The sequence below is a fragment of the Amycolatopsis sp. NPDC049159 genome (assembly GCF_040648295.1).
Lineage (GTDB): Bacteria > Actinomycetota > Actinomycetes > Mycobacteriales > Pseudonocardiaceae > Amycolatopsis > Amycolatopsis pretoriensis_A.
The window spans coordinates 73,876-91,158 of sequence record NZ_JBEZDL010000001.1 but is presented as its reverse complement, the minus strand read 5'-3'; the positions used below and the strand labels follow the sequence as shown (position 1 = coordinate 91,158).

Below are 17,283 nucleotides of genomic sequence, written 5' to 3'. Positions count from 1 at the left end.
GCGCCGGGGAGTGGATCTTGGAACTACTTCGCCAGGCTGCGGTCGAGGTCCGGCTCGAGGTAGATCAGCTTCGCGACGGGCACCTTGGCGCGGACGCGGGCCTCGGCGTCGTCGATGGCCATCGCCAGCTCGGCGGTGTCGAGCCCCGGCACCATCGCGAGCTTGGCCGCGACGAGCAGCTCGTCCGGGCCCAGGTACTGGGTGCGGATGTGGATGACGCGCTCGACCTTCCCGGCGGCGAGCTCGTCGACGATGACCGCGAGCACCGGCGCGGTGGCGCCTTCGCCGATGAGCAGGCTCTTCATCTCGATGATCAGGATGATCGCGATGACCCCGAGCAGCGCGCCGATGCCGAGGGTGCCGACGCCGTCCCAGACGGGGTTGCCGGTCACCACGGACAGCCCGACGCCGGCCAGCGCGAGGACGAGACCGAGCAGCGCACCGGCGTCCTCCAGCAGCACGACCGGCAGCTCGGGTTCCTTGGCCTGGCGGATGAAGCCCCACCAGCTCGCGTCGCCCTTGATCTTCTTCGACTCGCCGATGGCGGTGTAGAAGCTGTAGCCCTCGAGGCAGATCGCGACGAGCAGGATGATCACCGCGACGATCGGCGATTCGAGCGGCTCGGGGTGGCCGATCTTGTGGATGCCCTCGTAGATCGCGAAGGCGGAGCCCAGGGTGAAGAGCATCAGGGCGACGATGAAGGAGTAGAAGTACCGGTCGCGGCCGTAGCCGAACGGGTGCTCCTGGTCCGCTTCCCGCTTGGACGTCTTCTGCCCGAGCAGCAGCAGCCCCTGGTTCGTGGTGTCGGCCAGCGAGTGCACCGACTCGGCCAGCATCGACGACGACCCGGTGACGAGGAAGCCGGCGAACTTCGCGACCGCGATCCCGGCGTTCGCCCCGAGGGCCGCGATGATCGCCTTGGTTCCGCCTCCAGCTGACACGACCGCTCCCCTGGTAGGTCCTGAATGTCCGGGTGGAGCGTAATGGGCGCGGTCCGGCCGGGTCCCCACCGCCCGTGCCTTCGGGCGCGGGTTCGGCTCGGGCGACGGTTCGTTCGGCACTTCGACCCGGCCGCACCCACCGCCCTCCCGCGGCCGCCCGTTTCTGTCGGACCCCTTCGCTACGGTGGCCGTTCCGGTACCGGGAGGGTGGACATGGCTCACTTCGGCGTGCTCGGGCCGCTCGCCGTCGAAGGGGCGCCCGGGCACTGGGTCGCGCTGCGCGGCGAGCGGCAGCGCACCCTGCTGGCCGTGCTGCTCCTCAACGCCAACCAGCACGTCCACGTCGACGTGCTGGTCGAAGCGCTGTGGCCCGGCGGCCCGCCGAAGTCGCACACCTCGAACCTGCACACCTACCTCTCCCGGCTGCGCGAGCGGATCGGCGGCCTCCGGATCGAGCACGGCCCGCTCGGCTACCGGCTGCGCGTCGAGCCGGAGGAGCTCGACCTGCTCGTCTTCCGGTCCGCCGTCGCGGAAGGGAAGCGGGCAGGCGACGCCGTCACCGCGGCGGGGCACTACCGGCGGGCACTCGCGCAGTGGCGGGGGCCGGTGCTGGCCGGGCTGCACGTGCCGCGGCTCGACGCCGACGTCGCGCGGCTGGAGTCCGAGCGGCTCGCCGTCTTCGAAGACTGCGCCGACGCCGAGCTCACCGCCGGGCGCCACGGCGAACTCACCGGCGAGCTGCAGGCCATGATCACCGAACACCCGCTGCGCGAACGGCTCGCCGCGCAGCTGATGATCGCGCTGCACCGGGCCGGGCGCCAGGGCGACGCGCTCGAGGTCTACCAGCGGCTGCGGACCACCCTGATCGAGGAGCTCGGCGTCGAACCGGGCGCGGAGGCCCGCCGGGTGCACGCGGCCGTCCTGCGCGGCGAAGACCCCGTGCCGCGGTTGCCGCCGCCGGTCTGGCCGGTGTGCCAGCTGCCGCCGGACATCGGGGACTTCACCGGCCGCGAAGCCGAGCTCGCCGAACTGACCGGGGTGCTGGGCGAAGACCGCGGCGTCCCCGTCGCCGTGCTCAGCGGCGAGCCGGGCGCGGGCAAGAGCACCCTGGCCGTGCGGGCCGCGCACAGGCTGCGGGCGCGCTTCCCGGACGGGCAGCTGTACGTCCCGCTCGCCGGCCGCGACATCGGCGAGGTCCTGGCCGACCTCCTGCGCGCGCTCGGCGTGCCCGGCCCGGCGGTACCGGACGACGTCCGGGCGCGCGCGGCGGTGTTCCGCGGCCGGCTCACCGACCGGCGGGTGCTGGTGGTGCTCGACGACGCCGCCGACCCCGGCGACGTCCGCGCGCTGCTGCCGGGGACGCCGGGCTGCGCGGTCCTGGTGACGAGCCGGCGCCGGTTGAGCGGGCTCGCCGGGGCGCACCGGCTGCCGCTCGGCCCGCTGTCCGGCGCCGACGCCGCCGAGCTGCTGAACCGGCTCGCCGGCGCGCGGGTCGTCCGCGAGCGGGCCGACGCCGAGCGGATCATCGCGGCGTGCGCGCGGCTGCCGCTGGCGCTGCGGATCGCCGGCAGCCGGCTGGCCATCCGCCCGCACCTGCGGCTCGGCGAGCTGGCCGGGCGCCTCGAAGACGAGGTCCGCAGGCTCGACGAGCTGACCGTGAGCGATCTGGCCGTCCGCAGCAGCATCGCGCTGAGCTACGAAGGCCTGCGGCCGCCTGCGCAACGCGCGTTCCGCTTGCTCGGCCGCTGCCGCCTCGCCGACCTCCCGGCCTGGGCCGTGACGACGTTGGTCGGCGCCCCGGACGCCGACGAAGCCGTCGAAGAGCTCGTCGAGGCGAGCCTGCTGGAGGCACGCGGCGCGGACCCGGCCGGCGAGGGCCGCTACCGGATGCACGACCTCGTCCGGCTGTACGCGGCGGAGCTCGCCGAAGACACCGGCGGCCTCCGGACGGTGCTGTCGGCAACGCTCGCACTGGCCGACGCGGCGGCGGCCCGCTTGCCGCGCACGGTGCCGATGCCACCGCCGGCCGCCGCACCGCTTCCCCAGCCGTTGCCCGACGAGCTGGTGACGCGGTTGCTGGCCCGCCCGGACGACTGGTTCGCCGCCGAGCGCGCGAACCTCGTCCTGCTGATCGGCTGGCTGCCGGCCCCGGATGCGGTGCGGTTGCTGGACAAGCTGAGCGTCTACTTGTACCTGCACGGCCAATACGCGGAGATGCGCGCGGCGTACGAAACGGTCCTGGCGGCGACGGACGACCCGGCGGTCACGCTGCTCGCCGAGGCGAACCTCGCGCTGCTGCATCACGAACGCGGCCAGTACGAAGAGGCCGCGGCCGCGTACCGCCAGTGCGCGAAGGAGCTGGAGGTGCGCGGCGATCACCGCACCCACGCATGGGTGACGGCGAACCTGGCGCACTGCCTGATCGGTCTGGGCCACGCCGAAGAGGCGTTGGAGACGGCGGCCCAGGCCCGCGAACTGTTCACTGTGGACGGTCACCCGGAGCCGATCCGCGTCCGCTCGGCGGAATCGGCGGCCCTGCTGCGCCTCGGCCGGGTGGCGGAGGCACAGGAGGTCGACCACATCGCCCTGACGGCAGCACGCGAAACGGGCGACGCCCGCCAGATCGGCATGGCCCTGCACGGCTTCGCGTGGTCCTCCCTCCTGAACGGCGCCGACCCCCAAGCGGCAACGGCGATCGCGGAGTCGGTGGACCACCTCCGCCGGACCCCGGCCCGTTCGGAGCTGGCGAAGTCGCTGCGCACCCTGGGCGCGATCTCCGCGGCAACGGGCGACCGCGAACGCGCGATGGCGGCGTTCGGAGAGGCTCGCGAGCTGGCCAGGGAACTGGACGAGCGCCCCCGCGAGCTGTCGTGCACCCGTGCCTTGGCGGCAGGCTGGATCGGCGAAGGCCGTGCGGCGCAGGCGATCCCGGTGCTACGGCAGTGCCTGACAGAGTTCCGCGAGATGGGCGGAAGATCGGCGACGGGCCTGACGTGGCTGGTGCTGGAGAGGGCGTGCGAAGCGCTGGGCGACGGGGAGGGAGCAGCGGAGGCGGCCGCGGAGGTGGCGCAGTACACCGACCCCCGCGACGCCAGCGCGGCAGCACTGAGGCGAGCACTGCTGGCTCTGACCGACCGGGTGTGAGCCTGACGGCCTGGCGCGAGCCGCTGGCTCCTTCGCCGCCCCTGGCCGCAGCCGCTGCTCATCCGCCCCGGCTAATGCTCGCCCCCAAGCGCCCAGTCGGCCGATTTCGCTCGAACCGCCCACCTGTTCGCCCGACCTGAACCGCAGCAGGCCCGCCGGGCTCCCCACCCGGCCGACGCTCGCCCACCTCAACGGCCGTGGCCCACCAGCTGCCTGCCGCGGCCCGGCTCCCCACCCAGTCGGCTCGCCCAGCCAGCGGCTACACCCCACCGCCGCCGGTCAGCCAGTGCTCGCCCAGCCCACGGCCCCCACCGACCGCGCCAGCCCGCTATCGCTCGCCCCCGCGCCCCGCCGGCACCAGCCGCTGCTCGCCCATCGCGAGCGCACAGTCCCACCCTGCCTGGCCCCGCCCAGCCAGTGCTCGCCCAGCCCACGGCCCCCACCGACCGCGCCAGCCCACCGTTGCTCGCCCCCCCACGACCGGCCCGCCCCCTCCAGTGCTCGCCCCCCGGCAGCACCGCAGCACCGGTGATCCCCGCCGCCCCTTGTGATCGCGCCTCCGGGTCCTCCCCGGCCCGGCTGCGCGAAACCCCTGGGCAGGTGATGCCGCCCCCTCGCGGCACCACCTTCAGCCCACGGGCGCCGGGCGGGAACCGACCGGCGCCACCCCCAGCGGACCGGCAGCGCGCGCCAGCGCACCAGGGTCCCCCCGTTGAGTCAGATACTGGCCGACGCCACCACACGGAACGCACACAAAAACGGCGGAGGCCCCCGAAGAGGCCCCCGCCGAAAACACCTGAACGTCAGTCCTCGCAAGTCCCGGCAGTCGCCCGGAACATCTGCGCACGCGCGCCGTCCAGCGGGCGGATCCGCACCGGGGGATCCGCCGCCGGGAGCCAGACCGACTGGCCGCGGCGCAGCTCCACCTTCTCGCCGTCGTCCGCCGTCACCAACAGGTCACCGGCCGTGCACAACAGGATCTGCGGACCGACGCTGTCGACCGAAATCTCGTCGTCCTGACCCTCGGCCCACTCGACGCGCGACAGCTCGAACTCGGGTGCGTCCGTGCGGTACACCGACAGGCGGCCGCCACCGTCTCCGCACTGGACCGGCATCTCGCCGCACGCGAAGTCGACCACCCGCAGCAGCTCAGGGACGTCCACGTGCTTCGGCGTCAGACCACACCGGAGGATGTTGTCCGAGTTCGCCAGGATCTCCACGGCCGTTCCGTGCAGGTACAGGTGCAGGTTGCCGGCCGGCAGGTAGATCGCCTCGCCCGCGCGCAGCGTCAGCCGGTTGAGCAGCAACGCCGCCAGCACGCCGGCGTCGCGCGGGTGCGTCTCGCCGAGTTCCAGGATGGTCCGGCACTCGACCGCGAACTCGCCGTGCTCCTGGACGTGCCGGACGCAGGCGTCCAGCACCTCCGGCAGCAGCGAGTCGAGCGTCCGCTGCGGCAAGGTGATCCACGTCGTGAACAGCGCCCGCAGGCCCGACGGGTCCGGCTGCGCCTCGAGCAGCCCGGTGTACTTCGCCAGCCCCGGCGTCTCGATCGCCTTGAGCAGCTTCACCGTGCGGTCCGGGGCGCGGAACCCGGCCAGCGCGTGGAACTCCGTCAGCGCGCAGACCAGCTCCGGCTTCGCCGTCGGGTCCGGGTAGTTGCGGTTCGCGGCGTCGCGCGCGATGCCCAGCTTCTCCTCGCGGGCGTGCCCCTCCGCGGCCTGCGCCGCCGACGGGTGCGCCTGCATCGACAGCGGTTCCTCCGCCGCGAGGATCTTCAACAGGAACGGGAGCCGCCCGCCCCACCTCTTTGCGCACTTCTCGCCGAGCTGCGTCACCGGGTCGGCGTCCACCAGCTCCAGCAGGCTCCGCTCGGTGCCGTCCGGGCCGATCACGTGCGACGGGTCGCCCGGGTGGGCACCCATCCACAGCTCGGCCTCGGGGTGCGGCGCGGGGACCGGACGGCCCAGCAGCTCGGGGATCGCCGTCCGCGATCCCCAGGCGTAGGGCCGCACCGCGTTGCGCAGCAGCTCCACTGTCACCTCAACTCCACTCCTTCGGCACCGGCCCGGGCCGGTCTCACGCCGTCGCGGGGGCGAAGCGGCCCGCGCCGCCGATCCTGCCCGCCGCCAGCCCGAGATAGACCGCCGCCAGTTCGAACCGCAGTGCCAGCACCGCGGCCCGCACGATTTCGTCGGCCTCGATCTCCTCGGCCGGCGCGATGACGTCCGCGCCCGGGAGCAGATCCTCGACTTGGTAGCGCGCCGCGTCCGTGGCCGGACCGGTGCGCACCGAGAGAAGCAGTACCCGAGTCTGGATTTCACCAGAGGAATCGTCCGGATCGGCGAAGATGTCACGCTCCCGGCCGTCCGATTGTGCCGCCCGCCGCAACGCGGGACGCGCAAGAGCCTGCCGATAGTCTTCAACGTCACACACCGTGGCCGCGTGTGCGGCGAACGCGTGCGCAGCGTGCTCCCCGACGGCGACCGCCACCGGGTCCAGCCCCCACAGCAGGGGGACGCGGTCGGCGACGCGCAGGGCGAGCGCCTTGGCCGGGTTCGCGAACGACTCCCGGGCCAGGTAGTCCTTTTCGGCTTCCAGGTCGAGCTGGTCGGCCAGCGTCTGGACGTCGGAGACCAGCAGCCCCAGCGCGTTCGCGGTGAGCAGGCCGGCGGCCAGGCCACGCGGGAACGCCAGCTCCGGGGGCACCGGGATGCGCGGCGCCAGCAGCACGCCCTTGCCCGCGACAGCGGCCGCCACCGGACCTTCGGCCGGCGCGGAAAGCACCACCGAAGCGCCGTAACGCGCGGCGCGCTCCAGCGACGCCGCGAGCTCGCGGTCGCCGGGGTCGTCGGTGTGCGCGAACACGACGTCGAGCGCGCCGATCCAGTTCGGCACCACCTCGGCGACGACCACCGGCACCGGGCACGACGGCGTCAGCAGCGCAGCGAGCAGCCTGGTGAGCGTGCGGCTCACGCCGGGCCGGTCGATCAGCACGAGCGCGCGCGGGCGGCCCCGGTCGAGCCGTTCGGCGAGCTCCAGCTCGGCCGCCATCTCGGTGGTCGCGCGCACTTGGGCGCCGGCCATCGCGGCGGCCCGGAGCAGCCCCGAACTGTCGGCCTCCGCCAGCCGCCCCGGGTCGTCGAGCAGCGAGTCGTCAAGCACTGTCGACATCGGGGTTCCCGGGCGTGGTGGCCTCGTCGAGGAGCAGCACCGGAATCCCGTCACGCACCGGGTACACCCGGCCGCATTCGGTGCACGTCAGCGCGTCGGCCTCGGGATCGTCCGGTGCGCCGGGGCGCAACGGGGCGTGATCCGGCGACGGGCACGCCAAGATCTCGAGGAGCTGGGCGTCGAGCGTGATGGCCATGGTTCCTCCATACCACGCGGGGCACTGTGGTGAAGAGCACTTCAGGACACAGTTCGGCCCCTAGGCACCCTGGTTAGGGGGTGGGTCAGTTGCGGATGATCGCGAGCACTTCGTCGACCAGGCCCTGGACGGCCTCGGCGTTCGCGGCCTCGACGTTCAGGCGGAGCAGCGGTTCGGTGTTCGACGGGCGCAGGTTGAACCAGGCGCCGCCCGGCAGCTGCACGGTGAGGCCGTCCAGCTCGTCGATCTCGACGCCGGAGCGCGCCCCGAAGGCGTCCTTGACGGCCATCATCTTGGCGACCTGGTCGTCGACCGTGGAGTTGATCTCACCCGAGGCCGCGTAGCGCGAGTACGCGCTGGTCAGCTCCGAGAGCGGGCCGTTCTGCTCGCCGAGCGCGGCGAGGACGTGCAGCGCCGCCAGCATGCCGGTGTCGGCGCGCCAGAAGTCGCGGAAGTAGTAGTGCGCGGAGTGCTCACCGCCGAAGATGGCGCCGGTCTTGGCCATCTCGGCCTTGATGAACGAGTGCCCGACGCGGGTGCGGACCGGCTTGCCGCCGTGCTCGGCGACGATCTCCGGCACGCCCTTGGACGTGATCAGGTTGTGGATGATCGTGCCGCCCGGGTCCTTCGCCAGCTCGCGGACGGCGACCAGCGCCGTGATCGCGCTCGGCGAAACCGGCTCGCCGCGCTCGTCGACGATGAAGCAGCGGTCCGCGTCGCCGTCGAAGGCGACGCCGGCGTCCGCGCCGACCTCGCGCACCTTCGCCTGCAGGTCGACGATGTTCTTCGGGTCGAGCGGGTTGGCCTCGTGGTTCGGGAAGGTGCCGTCGAGCTCGAAGTACATCGGGACGACGTCGATCGGCAGCCCCTCGAAGACGGTCGGGACGGTGTGCCCGCCCATGCCGTTGCCGGCGTCGACGACGACCTTCAGCGGCCGGTTGGCCGACAGGTCGACGAGGTTGCGCAGGTAGGCGGCGTAGTCGGCGAGCACGTCCCGCTCGGACACGCTGCCGCGCTGGCCTTCGAACTCGGGCACGCCCTGCTCGACGGTGTCGCGGATCTCGGCGAGCCCGGTGTCCTGCCCGACCGGGGACGCGCCGGCGCGGCACATCTTGATGCCGTTGTACTTGGCCGGGTTGTGGCTCGCGGTGAACATCGCGCCCGGCAGGTTCAGCGAACCCGAGGCGAAGTAGAGCTGGTCGGTGCTGGCCAGCCCGATGCTCACGACGTCGAGCCCCTGCGAGGTGACGCCCTCGGCGAAGGCGGCCGCGAGACCAGGCGAGGAGTCGCGCATGTCGTGGCCGATCACCACCGACGGTGCTTCGGGCTTGACGAGCAGGGCGAACGCGGCACCGAAGTTGCGGACGAGGTCCGCGTCGAGCTGCTCGCCGACCACGCCGCGAATGTCGTAGGCCTTCACGATGCCCGAAAGGTCTGGCACGCCGTCTCCCCGCGATTAGTCGTCCTGGCGCCCGCTGCGCCGCGCGGAAAGCCTACCGGCGGTGGTGGTCGGTTACGCGCTCAGGCGCGACCGGGGAGGACACGCAGGTGGCCGCGGCGCCCGGAGGGGCCTTCCGGCTCGGGTGCCGGGGCCGGTTTGTCGGAGCGGCCGGCCTCGCGCACGGCCTCGGCCAGCGCGGTCAGCTCGTCGGCCGACGGGTCCGGCGCGGCGAAGGCGCCTTCGTGCCGCACGACTTCCCAGCCCTTGGGGACGGTCAGCCGCAGCGCGTGCGCTTCGCAGAGGTCGTAGGAGTGCGGCTCGGAGGCGGTGGCCAGTGGGCCGACGACGGCGGTGGAGTCGCTGTAGGCATACGTCAGCGTGGCCACAGCCGGCTCTAGACAGCCGGTACGCGAACACTTCCGTACGTTCCGCACGATCCGAAACGATAGCGCGTCGCCGCAAGGTAGGAGGAGCGACACGCGCTGGGACGTGCCGACCGCATAGACTTCCGAGGTGGCGACGGCTCGTGACTACCGACAACGGCGGCGCCTGCGACGGGACCGGCACGGCCGGGGCCTGCGCGGGACGCTGTACCCGGCGACCCTGCCCGCCGCCGCGAGCCGCGCGGAGCGGTTCGACGCGCTGGTGCTCGACGCGCTGGAACCGATCGAGGCCCGCTGGCGCCACGAGCTGACGAAGCTCGACGTGGCGGTGGACGACGTCCCGGAGATCCGGGAGAACGGCCACTCCCCGGCGGACGGCGTCCTCCACGACGGCGCGGTCCCGCTGTCGCGCCTGGTCCCGGCGGGGGTCGACCGCACGGGGATGCCGACGCGCGCCCGGATCGTGCTGTACCGGCGGCCGCTGGAGGCGCGGGCGAAGGACCCGTCGGAGCTGGCCGAGCTGGTGCACGACGTGCTGGTGGAGCAGGTGGCGGGGTACCTGGGCGTGGAACCGGACGTCATCGAAGGCGAGTGACGCTGCGGCGGGTCGAGAGGGCCCCTTCGCGCTCCGAAGGCCGTCGCGAACGGTCCGCTCGCGTCGCACTCGGCGGCACCGATGGGCCACTCGCGCGGCCGGCCCGCCACCACCGACCTCATCGAAGGCCAGTGACCTACCGGACCGGCCCCCGCTCGTCGACGGAGTACACAGGCTCGCCCAGGAACGCGGCGGCGGGCAGCTCGCCGTAGCCGATGTTGAACGTGTCCAGCCAGTACGACCAGTCCTGCCGGCCCGCCGCGCTGCTGAAGCGGTAGTTGAGCCGCCAGCGCAGCCACTCGCCCGGCGCGAGCTTCACCGCCGGTGGGCGCCGCTCGCGGGGCGGGATCCCGAACAGCTCGCCGACGCGGGGCAGCACCCTCAGCCGGCCATCGGCCTCCCGCAGGTCCACGGGCACGTCCCGGAGGCTCTCCGCCGACGCGACCGGCGCGAACCCGTCCTGCTCGCGCAGCCGCACCACGTGCGCGAGCACGCCCGGCAGCGCGGGCAACGCGAAGCCGGCCGGGACCGCGTTGCGGACCGCCGCGGCCGGACCACCACGCGAGTGCTTCGTCCACGACACGTGGACCCACTGCGCGGTGACCGTCACGGGCGGCGCCGGGCCGGGACCGCCGTCAGCAGGGTGAACAGCACCGCCGCCAGCTGGGCCAGCAGCAACAGGTTGCGTTCCGTGCCCGGGTACTCCACCGTCACCTCCGACGGCGTCGGCGGGACCGACACCGCCACCTGGTGGCCCCACGCCGGCACGATCGGGACGCTTTTGCCGCCCACCGAGGCCTTCCAGCCCGCTTCCTGTTCCGCCGCCAGCACCAGCAGGCGGCCGGTCGGGCCGTCCGAGACGCGCACGCGCACGTCCGGGAGACCCGCCTGGACCGGGGCCACGCCCGGCGCCAGACCCGGGGCGCCGCCGCCCGTGACCGCTGCCTTCGCCTGCTCCGGGGAGATGAGGATCACCTGGCCCGCCGGGGCGAGCAGGCGGAGCACGCCGCGGCCGTCCGACGTCGGGGCGGCCACCGAGACCAGGTCCTTCGCCAGCGGCGGGTACGCCCGCGGGTCCGCTCCCGGCGGCAGCACCACGTACTCCACGCCGGCGGCGGCCGCGGCCGCGAACGTGCGCTGGACCGCCGCCGCGTCGCCTTGGCCGAGGTCGCGGCGCCACGCCGCCAGGCGGGCCGGGGTGCCCGTGGTCGGGGCCAGCTCGTCGTCGCCGTAGTGGGGCAGGCGGCCGCCGATCTGGCGGGTCGCGTCGGACGCCAGGTCCAGCACCGACCGGCCGGACGCCGAGATCTCCGCCGCGGCTTCGGGGGCCAGCGCGGGCCGCGGACCCGCGCGGAGCGGGCCCTGACCGCCGACGGCGACGGCGCCGCCCGCCAGTGCCAGGAACACCACCACCCCGGCCACCGCCATCACCTGCGGCAGCCACGGCGACGGCACCCCGGCCGAACCGCCGCGCTGCCACGAACCGAGCACGACCCACAGCAGCCCGGCGCCGACGATCAGCAGCGGAACGCCCGCGTAGCCGTGGGCCGCGGCGCCGCCCTGCATCGGCGTCGCCGTGACCAGCCGGACCAGGACCAGCCCGCCCGCGCCGAGCACCGCCAGCGCGATCCCGCCCGCGGCGAGCTTCGTCGGGCGGACGACCACCGCCACGAGCGCCGCGGCGATCACCGCGACGCCGATCGGCCACGCGCCCGGCCCGCCGGGGTCGAGGCCGGCCAGATCGGTGCCGGACACCGGCGCGGCCGCGCCGCCGAGGCCCTGCACGAGCAGTTCCGGGTGCCGCAGCAGCACGGTCGGCCACGGCAGCAGCAGCGCCAGCGGCAGCAGCACCACGATGCCGACCGACGCGATCCGCCGGGCCAGCCCGGTCGGCGCCGGCAGTACGACGAACCCGATCAGCAGTCCGGCGAGCGCGAGCCCGTGCGCCAGCGGGGAAAACGCGCCCAGCAGCGCCACCCCGAACGCCGAGAGCGCGGAAATGTGCAGCCAGCGCGTGTCCGCGCGCACGAGCAGCCCGGCGATGCCGGCGGCCACCAGCGGCAGCACGAGGTGCACCACGACGACGTCGAGCCGGCCCTGCGCCACCCCGGCGGTCGCGGCCGGCAGGAGCGCGTACGTCGCCGCGACGACCGCGCGGACCCAGCGGCGCACGCGAAGCCGCCGCGTCGCCACGTACGCGCTCAGCGCCGCCAAGGGGATGTCGCCGAGGAGCAGGATCGCCACGAGCGCGGCCGGCCCGCCGAGCGGGGCGAAGACCGCGCCGAGCGTGCCGAGCACCGGCAGCGTCGCCGACGCGGGAGCGCCGGTGCCGCCCGCGATCGCGTGCCACGGCGTGAGGTACGACGACCAGAGCTCGCCCAGCCCGCCGACTGGGAGCAGCTTGCCGCCGAAGAGGTCGAGGCCGAGCCGGGCGCGGTTGACGACCAGCCCGAGCGCCGTCATCACGACGAGCAGCACGACCGGCGGCGCGAAGATCGTGGCCGCGAGCACCCGCCGCCGGTTGACCTCGACGAAGACGAGTTCGGGCTCGGCCTCTTCGGCGGGTTCGTCGGAGACCGGTTCCGGCGCCGCGGTTTCCGGCAGCGCGACGGCGACGAGCGTGCCCGGCCGGCGCAGCCCGGACCCGCGTGAGCTGAGCCCGCGCAGCGCACCCGCGGGCAGCGCGCCCGGGCCGACGGGACGGGTCTCGCGGGCGTCGAGCGCTTCCGGCGTGACCCACGCCGACTCGGTTTCGACGGTCTCGGGGACCCGCCCGAGTGCGACGTCGCTCTCCACGCCCCGGCGCACCAGGCCGACCACGCCCGCCCGGAAAGCGTTGCGGAGGCGGGTGACGCGCCCGGTGAAGAGCCCGCGCACCGTGCCCGGCCGCGGATTCCGCCGCCGGCGGGCCCGGGCGGCGCGCAATCCGCCGCGTCCACTGAGGAGGTACGCGGCCGCGGCGAACTCGGCCCGCGCTTCGCCGGTGCGGCGCAGCAGGACGAACGCCAGCGCGCGCAGCACCGAGAGCAGCGGGAGCCGGATCATCCCCAGCCAGAAGGAAAAGGGCGAGCAGTTCACCAGGAAGACGCGCAGCCCGTGAGCCCGGTTCGCGGCGGGCAGCGGCGCGGTGACGGCGTCCGCCGTGCGCTGGCCGGTGGTGACGGCGCGCGCGTGCCGGACCCGCGCGGTCGGCACGGAGAGGACGATCCCGCCGGCCGCGTTGGCGCGCCAGCCGAAGTCGAGATCCTCGCGCAGCAAGGGGAAACCGGGGTCGAAGCCGCCGAGGTCGTCCCACGCGTCGCGGCGCACGAGCGAGCCCGCGCTGGGCACGGCGAGCACCTCGGCCGGCTCCTCGCCGAGCGCGGCGACCTGCTGGCGGTGCCCGGAGGCGTCGGTGGACAGACCGGCTTCGACGATCAGCCGCGGGTCCGTCCAGTCGAGCCCGAGGGCGCCGAGCACGGTCGCCGACGGCGTTTTCGTGGCGACGCGCAGGAGTTCGTCGAGGCAGTCGGGCTCGGGCGCGCAGTCGTCGTGCAGCAGCCACAGCCACGATCCGGGGTCGCCCCAGCGTTCGGTGGCGTGCCCGACGGCTTCGGCGACCGCGGCCGCGAAGCCGGTGTCGCTCGAAAGTGTGATGACACCGGAGAGCACGGGAGAAGAATCCGAGCCGGGGTCGTCCGCCGCTTCGGCGAGCAGCCGCGCGGTCGCGTCCGTGGAGCCGGTGTCGACGGCCAGCACGTGCCGCGGCCGGACGGTGCTGCGGCGCAACGAAGAAAGCGCCAGCGGCAGCCAGTTTTCGCCGTTGTGACAGACCACAATGGCCAGAACGGGCGCGGTGCGCAGGGCGGGCGGCGCGGCGGTGCGGGGCAACGAACGCTCCAGATCAGGCGGCGGGTCGGTGCGGCCACCCTACGGCCCCGGCCCGTCACCCGGTGGTGAACCCACGCCGGGCGTTCACCACGTGGAATCACCGGTGACGCGACGCATCACCGGTGACTCCCCCTCAAACGACGCGTTTCTTCAGCTTCCGGCGCTCCCGCTCGGACAGACCGCCCCAGATGCCGAAGCGTTCGTCCTTGGCCAGCGCGTACTCAAGGCACTCGTCCTTGACCTCGCAGCCCAGGCAGATCCGCTTGGCTTCGCGGGTGGAGCCGCCCTTCTCGGGGAAGAACGCCTCCGGGTCCGTCTGCGCGCACAGGGCGCGTTCCTGCCAATCCTGCTCTTCTTCGGTGGCATCGATGAGCTCGGTGAGATCTCCCAGAGCCTGCTCCGGGATCTCGCCCCAACTCATGACGTGCCCCCATTCCTTACCATCGGCTTCCAACCGCACGTCCGCCTCCTCGCTCCCTAGCACTCCCCAGGCTGGCGGTGGTGAAACGACACTCGCCGCCCCCTCTGGCGGCGAATGACATCACTGTGATTACACCCGTGTAGTGCGGTCAGGTCAAGCGGAGTAGCGAGTTCGGGGGACGTCGGAGCCCGATCGCGCAAGGGGACACGCCGGTAACTTCACACCGGGCATACGGAAGACTGGGAGTCGTGCAGAAGTCAGCAGTGCGCCCCAGCCCGGTCTTCCTCGGCATCCTCGCGCTCACCGTCGCCGGTGGGGCGATGGCCGCGTTCGGTGACATCAACACCGTTTTCGTCCGCGACCGCGACCCGCTGCTCATCGCCGGCGTCGTGATCTTCGTCGCCGCCGGCTGGGTGGCGTCGCTGTCGCTGCACGAGTTCGGCCACGCGATGGTCGCCTACCGCGGCGGCGACTACAGCGTCGCCCACAAGGGTTACCTGACCCTGGACGTGCGGAAGTACACCGATCCGGTCCTGTCGATCGTCCTGCCGTTGATCTTCCTCATCATCGGCGGCATCCCGCTCCCGGGCGGCGCGGTCTGGATCAACCGCGGCGCGCTGCGCTCCCGGGGGACGTCGTCCTGGGTTTCACTGGCGGGTCCGCTGAGCAATCTCGCGGTCGGCGCGGCGCTGGCGCTGGTGGTCGCGCTGGTCCCGATGGCGGGCGGCCTCGTGATCGCGATGTCCTACCTGGCGCTGCTGCAGATCGTGACCTTCATCCTCAACATCCTCCCGATCCCCGGCCTCGACGGCTGGGGCGCGATCGAGCCGTACCTGCCCCCGCGGGCCCGCGAAATCGGCGCGCAGGTCCGCCCGTGGGCGCCGATCATCCTGTTCGCCGTCCTGTGGTTCATCAAGCCGGCGAACGCGCTCCTGTGGAACGCCTCGTACTCGATCTTCGGCGCCTTCGGGGGCTATGTGGACGGTGCGCAGATCGGGTTCAGCGTCTTCCAGTTCTGGAACTGAGGTTTGGCGGGGGCGCCGCGCGGGAATCAGGTGCGGTGCTCCGTCAGCCAGACGTGCGCGCGTTTCCAGACCACCCGCAGGCCCGACCGCTCACCCAGGTAGTCCCCCGCGGCACCGACGACCGGCAACATGCCGATCGCACGGTGCAGGAAGTTGCCGCGCGGCCGCTTCTCCAGTTCCCCCGTGATGCCGAGCAGTCCGCGGCCGAGCCGCCACAGCGTGCGACCGGCGGCCTTGATCGTCGCTTTGCCGTGCTTCTTTTCCGACGCCGTCAGATCCTCGGTCAGCCTCGCGGCTTCGTCCGCCTCCGCGGCTTCGTCGTGCTCCGCGTGCTTACCCGCCGCGAGGTCCGCGTCGATGTCCCGCTCGAAGAGCACCCACGCGATCAGGCGCACGCGCGTGCCGACGTCCGTGACGCCGTACTCGCCCGCGATCGCGCACAGCAGCAGCCCCTGCGACGCCGAACCCAGCGCGTCCTGCACCGGGAGGCGGTCGGCGAGGGCGCCGCCCAGGCCCGGGATCGACGTCAGCACCGCCGTGAAGCGGCCGACGCGGTTCATCCACCAGCTGGACCGGTCGTAGCCCGTCATCCGGGCCCACGCCGCCGTGCCGGGGACCTTCACCGACGTGACGCCGTGGATCAGCTTCGCCTTCAGGCCGGACTCGACCTCGGCCAGGTCGTCCGCCGCGCGGGCCTGCAGGCCGAACGGGTCGGACTCGCGCAGCGCGTCCAGCATCGGCCCGCACGCGCGCACGAACGGCCGCAGCACCGCCACGACCTGCCGGTCGGAAATCGCCTCAGCCACGTCCCGCTCCCCTTCCCACCGCACGGCCCAGCCCGCCGCCGAGCACCAGTGCGCCCGGCAGCGCGCTCGCGCCGAGCAACAGCAGGGCCCGCCAGTCCTGGATCAGCACCAGATCACCGCCCGGACCCAGCATGCCGACCCCGAACACGACGAGCACCCACACGGCGAGGGGTACCCACGAAAGAGCGGGCCGCACCAGCTTCGCGGTGGTCGACACCAGCCACGGCGTCGTCACCGCGCCGACCAGCACCGTCACCGGCAGCGGCACGACCCCGATGCGCAACGGCAGGAAGAACAGCTCGACGATCGCCAGCAGCACCGTGTCGAAGACGAGCACCAGCAGGAGCAGCCGCTGCTCCCAGGTCAGCGGTTCCACGGTCACAGTCCGCCGAACAGGTCGTCCGCCGCGCCCTCGGCGGGACCGTGCGCCAGTACGTAGTAGTCCTCGGGCGCGATCGGCTGGGCGACTTCGTTCGTGAGCGCGAAGTACGGAACGGGCCCCTCGACGACCGCCAGCTGCGTCGCGTGCGCGCGCAGGGCGGCCACCTTCGCGGGGACGTGCGCGGCGACGTCGAGCACGGTCGTGATCTCTTCGTCCGGGGTCGTCGGCAGCTCTTCGTCGGCGGGGACGCCGTATTCGGGCGAGCCCGCACGCAGCGCGTTCAACCCGGTGCGCACCGCGTTCCTCGACGCCACCGTGTGGAACACGCGCGCCACCGATGCCGCCCGTGGCACCGCGGCCATCGTGATCTCGTGGGCGCGGATGTGGTCGGGGTGGCCGTAGCCGCCGAAGGCGTCGTAGGTGACGACGACCTGGGGCCGCACCTCGTCGAGGATCTCCGCCAGCTGCGCGGCCTGCTCTTCGGCGCTGCCGCCGGTGAACGCGCGCGGGTGCGCCGCCGACGGCGTGCCCGCCATGCCCGAATCGCGCCACCGGCCGATCCCGCCGAGGTAACGGTGCCGGGCCACCCCCAGCGCGGCGCACGCGGCCTTCAGTTCGCTGACGCGGTAGCCGCCCAGCTGGTCGGCGGCCCAGGCGCCCAGCCCGGACAGCTCCGCCAGGCCCGGCATGATCTCGCCTTCCTCACCCAGCGTGCAGGTCACCACGGTCACCTCGGCGCCTTCGGCGGCGTATCGTGCGATCGTGGCGCCGGTGGTGATGCTCTCGTCGTCGGGATGGGCGTGGACGAGCAGCAGCCTGCGCGGTACCGGGGAGATCACGGGTTGAGCGTAATTCCCGTGCTCCGACCTTCGTCGGGGACACCCTCGGTTATCCTCGCGCGAGTCGCG

Annotated in this window: 15 protein-coding genes; 3 read left to right on the top strand and 12 right to left on the bottom strand. The window is 73.5% G+C overall.

Features of this window, described 5'->3' with window-relative positions:
- Window positions 1-23 precede the first annotated feature (23 nt).
- Window positions 24-941 (bottom strand): cation diffusion facilitator family transporter, encoded by a 918-nt coding sequence (locus AB0B33_RS00405; protein WP_360764988.1) that lies wholly within the window; start codon window positions 939-941, stop codon window positions 24-26.
- Window positions 942-1,154: 213 nt separating this feature from the next.
- Between AB0B33_RS00405 and AB0B33_RS00400 the strand changes: the two genes are divergently transcribed.
- Window positions 1,155-4,085: a BTAD domain-containing putative transcriptional regulator gene (locus AB0B33_RS00400; protein ID WP_360764986.1), complete on the top strand. Its 2,931-nt coding sequence runs from the start codon at window positions 1,155-1,157 to the stop codon at window positions 4,083-4,085.
- An 803-nt stretch (window positions 4,086-4,888) separates the two neighbouring features.
- Here AB0B33_RS00400 and manA read toward each other — a convergent pair.
- The 5 genes from manA to AB0B33_RS00375 all read right to left on the bottom strand — a co-directional run bounded on the left by manA (window position 4,889) and on the right by AB0B33_RS00375 (window position 9,327).
- Window positions 4,889-6,118, bottom strand: a complete 1,230-nt coding sequence (gene manA, locus AB0B33_RS00395; RefSeq protein ID WP_360766176.1) for a mannose-6-phosphate isomerase, class I — start codon at window positions 6,116-6,118, stop codon at window positions 4,889-4,891.
- Between the two features lie 43 nt (window positions 6,119-6,161).
- Window positions 6,162-7,256 carry a hypothetical protein gene (locus tag AB0B33_RS00390; protein ID WP_360764983.1) on the bottom strand — a complete coding sequence of 365 codons (1,095 nt, stop codon included), beginning with the start codon at window positions 7,254-7,256 and terminating at the stop codon, window positions 6,162-6,164.
- Entirely contained in the window at window positions 7,240-7,452 is a 213-nt protein-coding gene (locus tag AB0B33_RS00385) for a Trm112 family protein (protein ID WP_360764981.1), read from the bottom strand. Before AB0B33_RS00385 ends, AB0B33_RS00390 begins: the two co-directional genes overlap by 17 nt.
- 85 nt (window positions 7,453-7,537) lie before the next feature.
- Window positions 7,538-8,893, bottom strand: coding sequence for a phosphomannomutase/phosphoglucomutase (locus AB0B33_RS00380; RefSeq protein WP_360764978.1), 1,356 nt, complete (start codon window positions 8,891-8,893; stop codon window positions 7,538-7,540).
- Window positions 8,894-8,973: 80 nt separating this feature from the next.
- The gene (locus AB0B33_RS00375; RefSeq protein ID WP_247018803.1) at window positions 8,974-9,327 is read right to left on the bottom strand and encodes a DUF3499 domain-containing protein; all 354 of its coding nucleotides are present in this window, start codon (window positions 9,325-9,327) and stop codon (window positions 8,974-8,976) included.
- A gap of 79 nt (window positions 9,328-9,406) precedes the next feature.
- Between AB0B33_RS00375 and AB0B33_RS00370 the strand changes: the two genes are divergently transcribed.
- Window positions 9,407-9,871, top strand: a complete 465-nt coding sequence (locus AB0B33_RS00370; protein WP_086865629.1) for a metallopeptidase family protein — start codon at window positions 9,407-9,409, stop codon at window positions 9,869-9,871.
- A 136-nt stretch (window positions 9,872-10,007) separates the two neighbouring features.
- Here the strand turns inward: AB0B33_RS00370 and AB0B33_RS00365 are convergent, their stop codons facing one another.
- The 3 genes from AB0B33_RS00365 to AB0B33_RS00355 all read right to left on the bottom strand — a co-directional run bounded on the left by AB0B33_RS00365 (window position 10,008) and on the right by AB0B33_RS00355 (window position 14,162).
- Window positions 10,008-10,481, bottom strand: coding sequence for a hypothetical protein (locus AB0B33_RS00365; protein ID WP_360764973.1), 474 nt, complete (start codon window positions 10,479-10,481; stop codon window positions 10,008-10,010).
- Entirely contained in the window at window positions 10,478-13,741 is a 3,264-nt protein-coding gene (locus tag AB0B33_RS00360; protein WP_360764970.1) for a glycosyltransferase family 2 protein, read from the bottom strand. The genes AB0B33_RS00365 and AB0B33_RS00360 overlap by 4 nt, the downstream gene beginning before the upstream one ends.
- 133 nt (window positions 13,742-13,874) lie before the next feature.
- Window positions 13,875-14,162, bottom strand: coding sequence for a WhiB family transcriptional regulator (locus AB0B33_RS00355; RefSeq protein WP_247025525.1), 288 nt, complete (start codon window positions 14,160-14,162; stop codon window positions 13,875-13,877).
- A gap of 263 nt (window positions 14,163-14,425) precedes the next feature.
- Here AB0B33_RS00355 and AB0B33_RS00350 point away from each other — a divergent pair, with 263 nt between their 5' ends.
- On the top strand, window positions 14,426-15,187 hold the full coding sequence (locus AB0B33_RS00350; RefSeq protein ID WP_290062035.1) for a site-2 protease family protein: 762 nt from the start codon (window positions 14,426-14,428) through the stop codon (window positions 15,185-15,187).
- Window positions 15,188-15,213: 26 nt separating this feature from the next.
- Here AB0B33_RS00350 and AB0B33_RS00345 read toward each other — a convergent pair whose 3' ends face one another.
- Genes AB0B33_RS00345 through mshB form a run of 3 tightly spaced genes read right to left on the bottom strand, consistent with a single transcriptional unit; the run spans window position 15,214 to window position 17,214 of the window.
- On the bottom strand, window positions 15,214-15,993 hold the full coding sequence (locus AB0B33_RS00345) for a hypothetical protein (protein WP_360764967.1): 780 nt from the start codon (window positions 15,991-15,993) through the stop codon (window positions 15,214-15,216).
- Window positions 15,986-16,375 (bottom strand): hypothetical protein, encoded by a 390-nt coding sequence (locus tag AB0B33_RS00340; protein ID WP_360764965.1) that lies wholly within the window; start codon window positions 16,373-16,375, stop codon window positions 15,986-15,988. Before AB0B33_RS00340 ends, AB0B33_RS00345 begins: the two co-directional genes overlap by 8 nt.
- Window positions 16,372-17,214 carry an N-acetyl-1-D-myo-inositol-2-amino-2-deoxy-alpha-D-glucopyranoside deacetylase gene (mshB, locus tag AB0B33_RS00335; protein ID WP_360764962.1) on the bottom strand — a complete coding sequence of 281 codons (843 nt, stop codon included), beginning with the start codon at window positions 17,212-17,214 and terminating at the stop codon, window positions 16,372-16,374. The genes AB0B33_RS00340 and mshB overlap by 4 nt, the downstream gene beginning before the upstream one ends.
- Window positions 17,215-17,283: the final 69 nt, after the last annotated feature.

Coding starts and splice junctions, on each gene's coding strand:
- AB0B33_RS00400 (WP_360764986.1), top strand. CDS start 1,155: ATGGCTCACTTCGGCGTGCTCGGGCCGCTCGCCGTCGAAGGGGCGCCC.
- AB0B33_RS00390 (WP_360764983.1), bottom strand. CDS start 7,256: ATGTCGACAGTGCTTGACGACTCGCTGCTCGACGACCCGGGGCGGCTG.
- AB0B33_RS00385 (WP_360764981.1), bottom strand. CDS start 7,452: ATGGCCATCACGCTCGACGCCCAGCTCCTCGAGATCTTGGCGTGCCCG.
- AB0B33_RS00355 (WP_247025525.1), bottom strand. CDS start 14,162: ATGAGTTGGGGCGAGATCCCGGAGCAGGCTCTGGGAGATCTCACCGAG.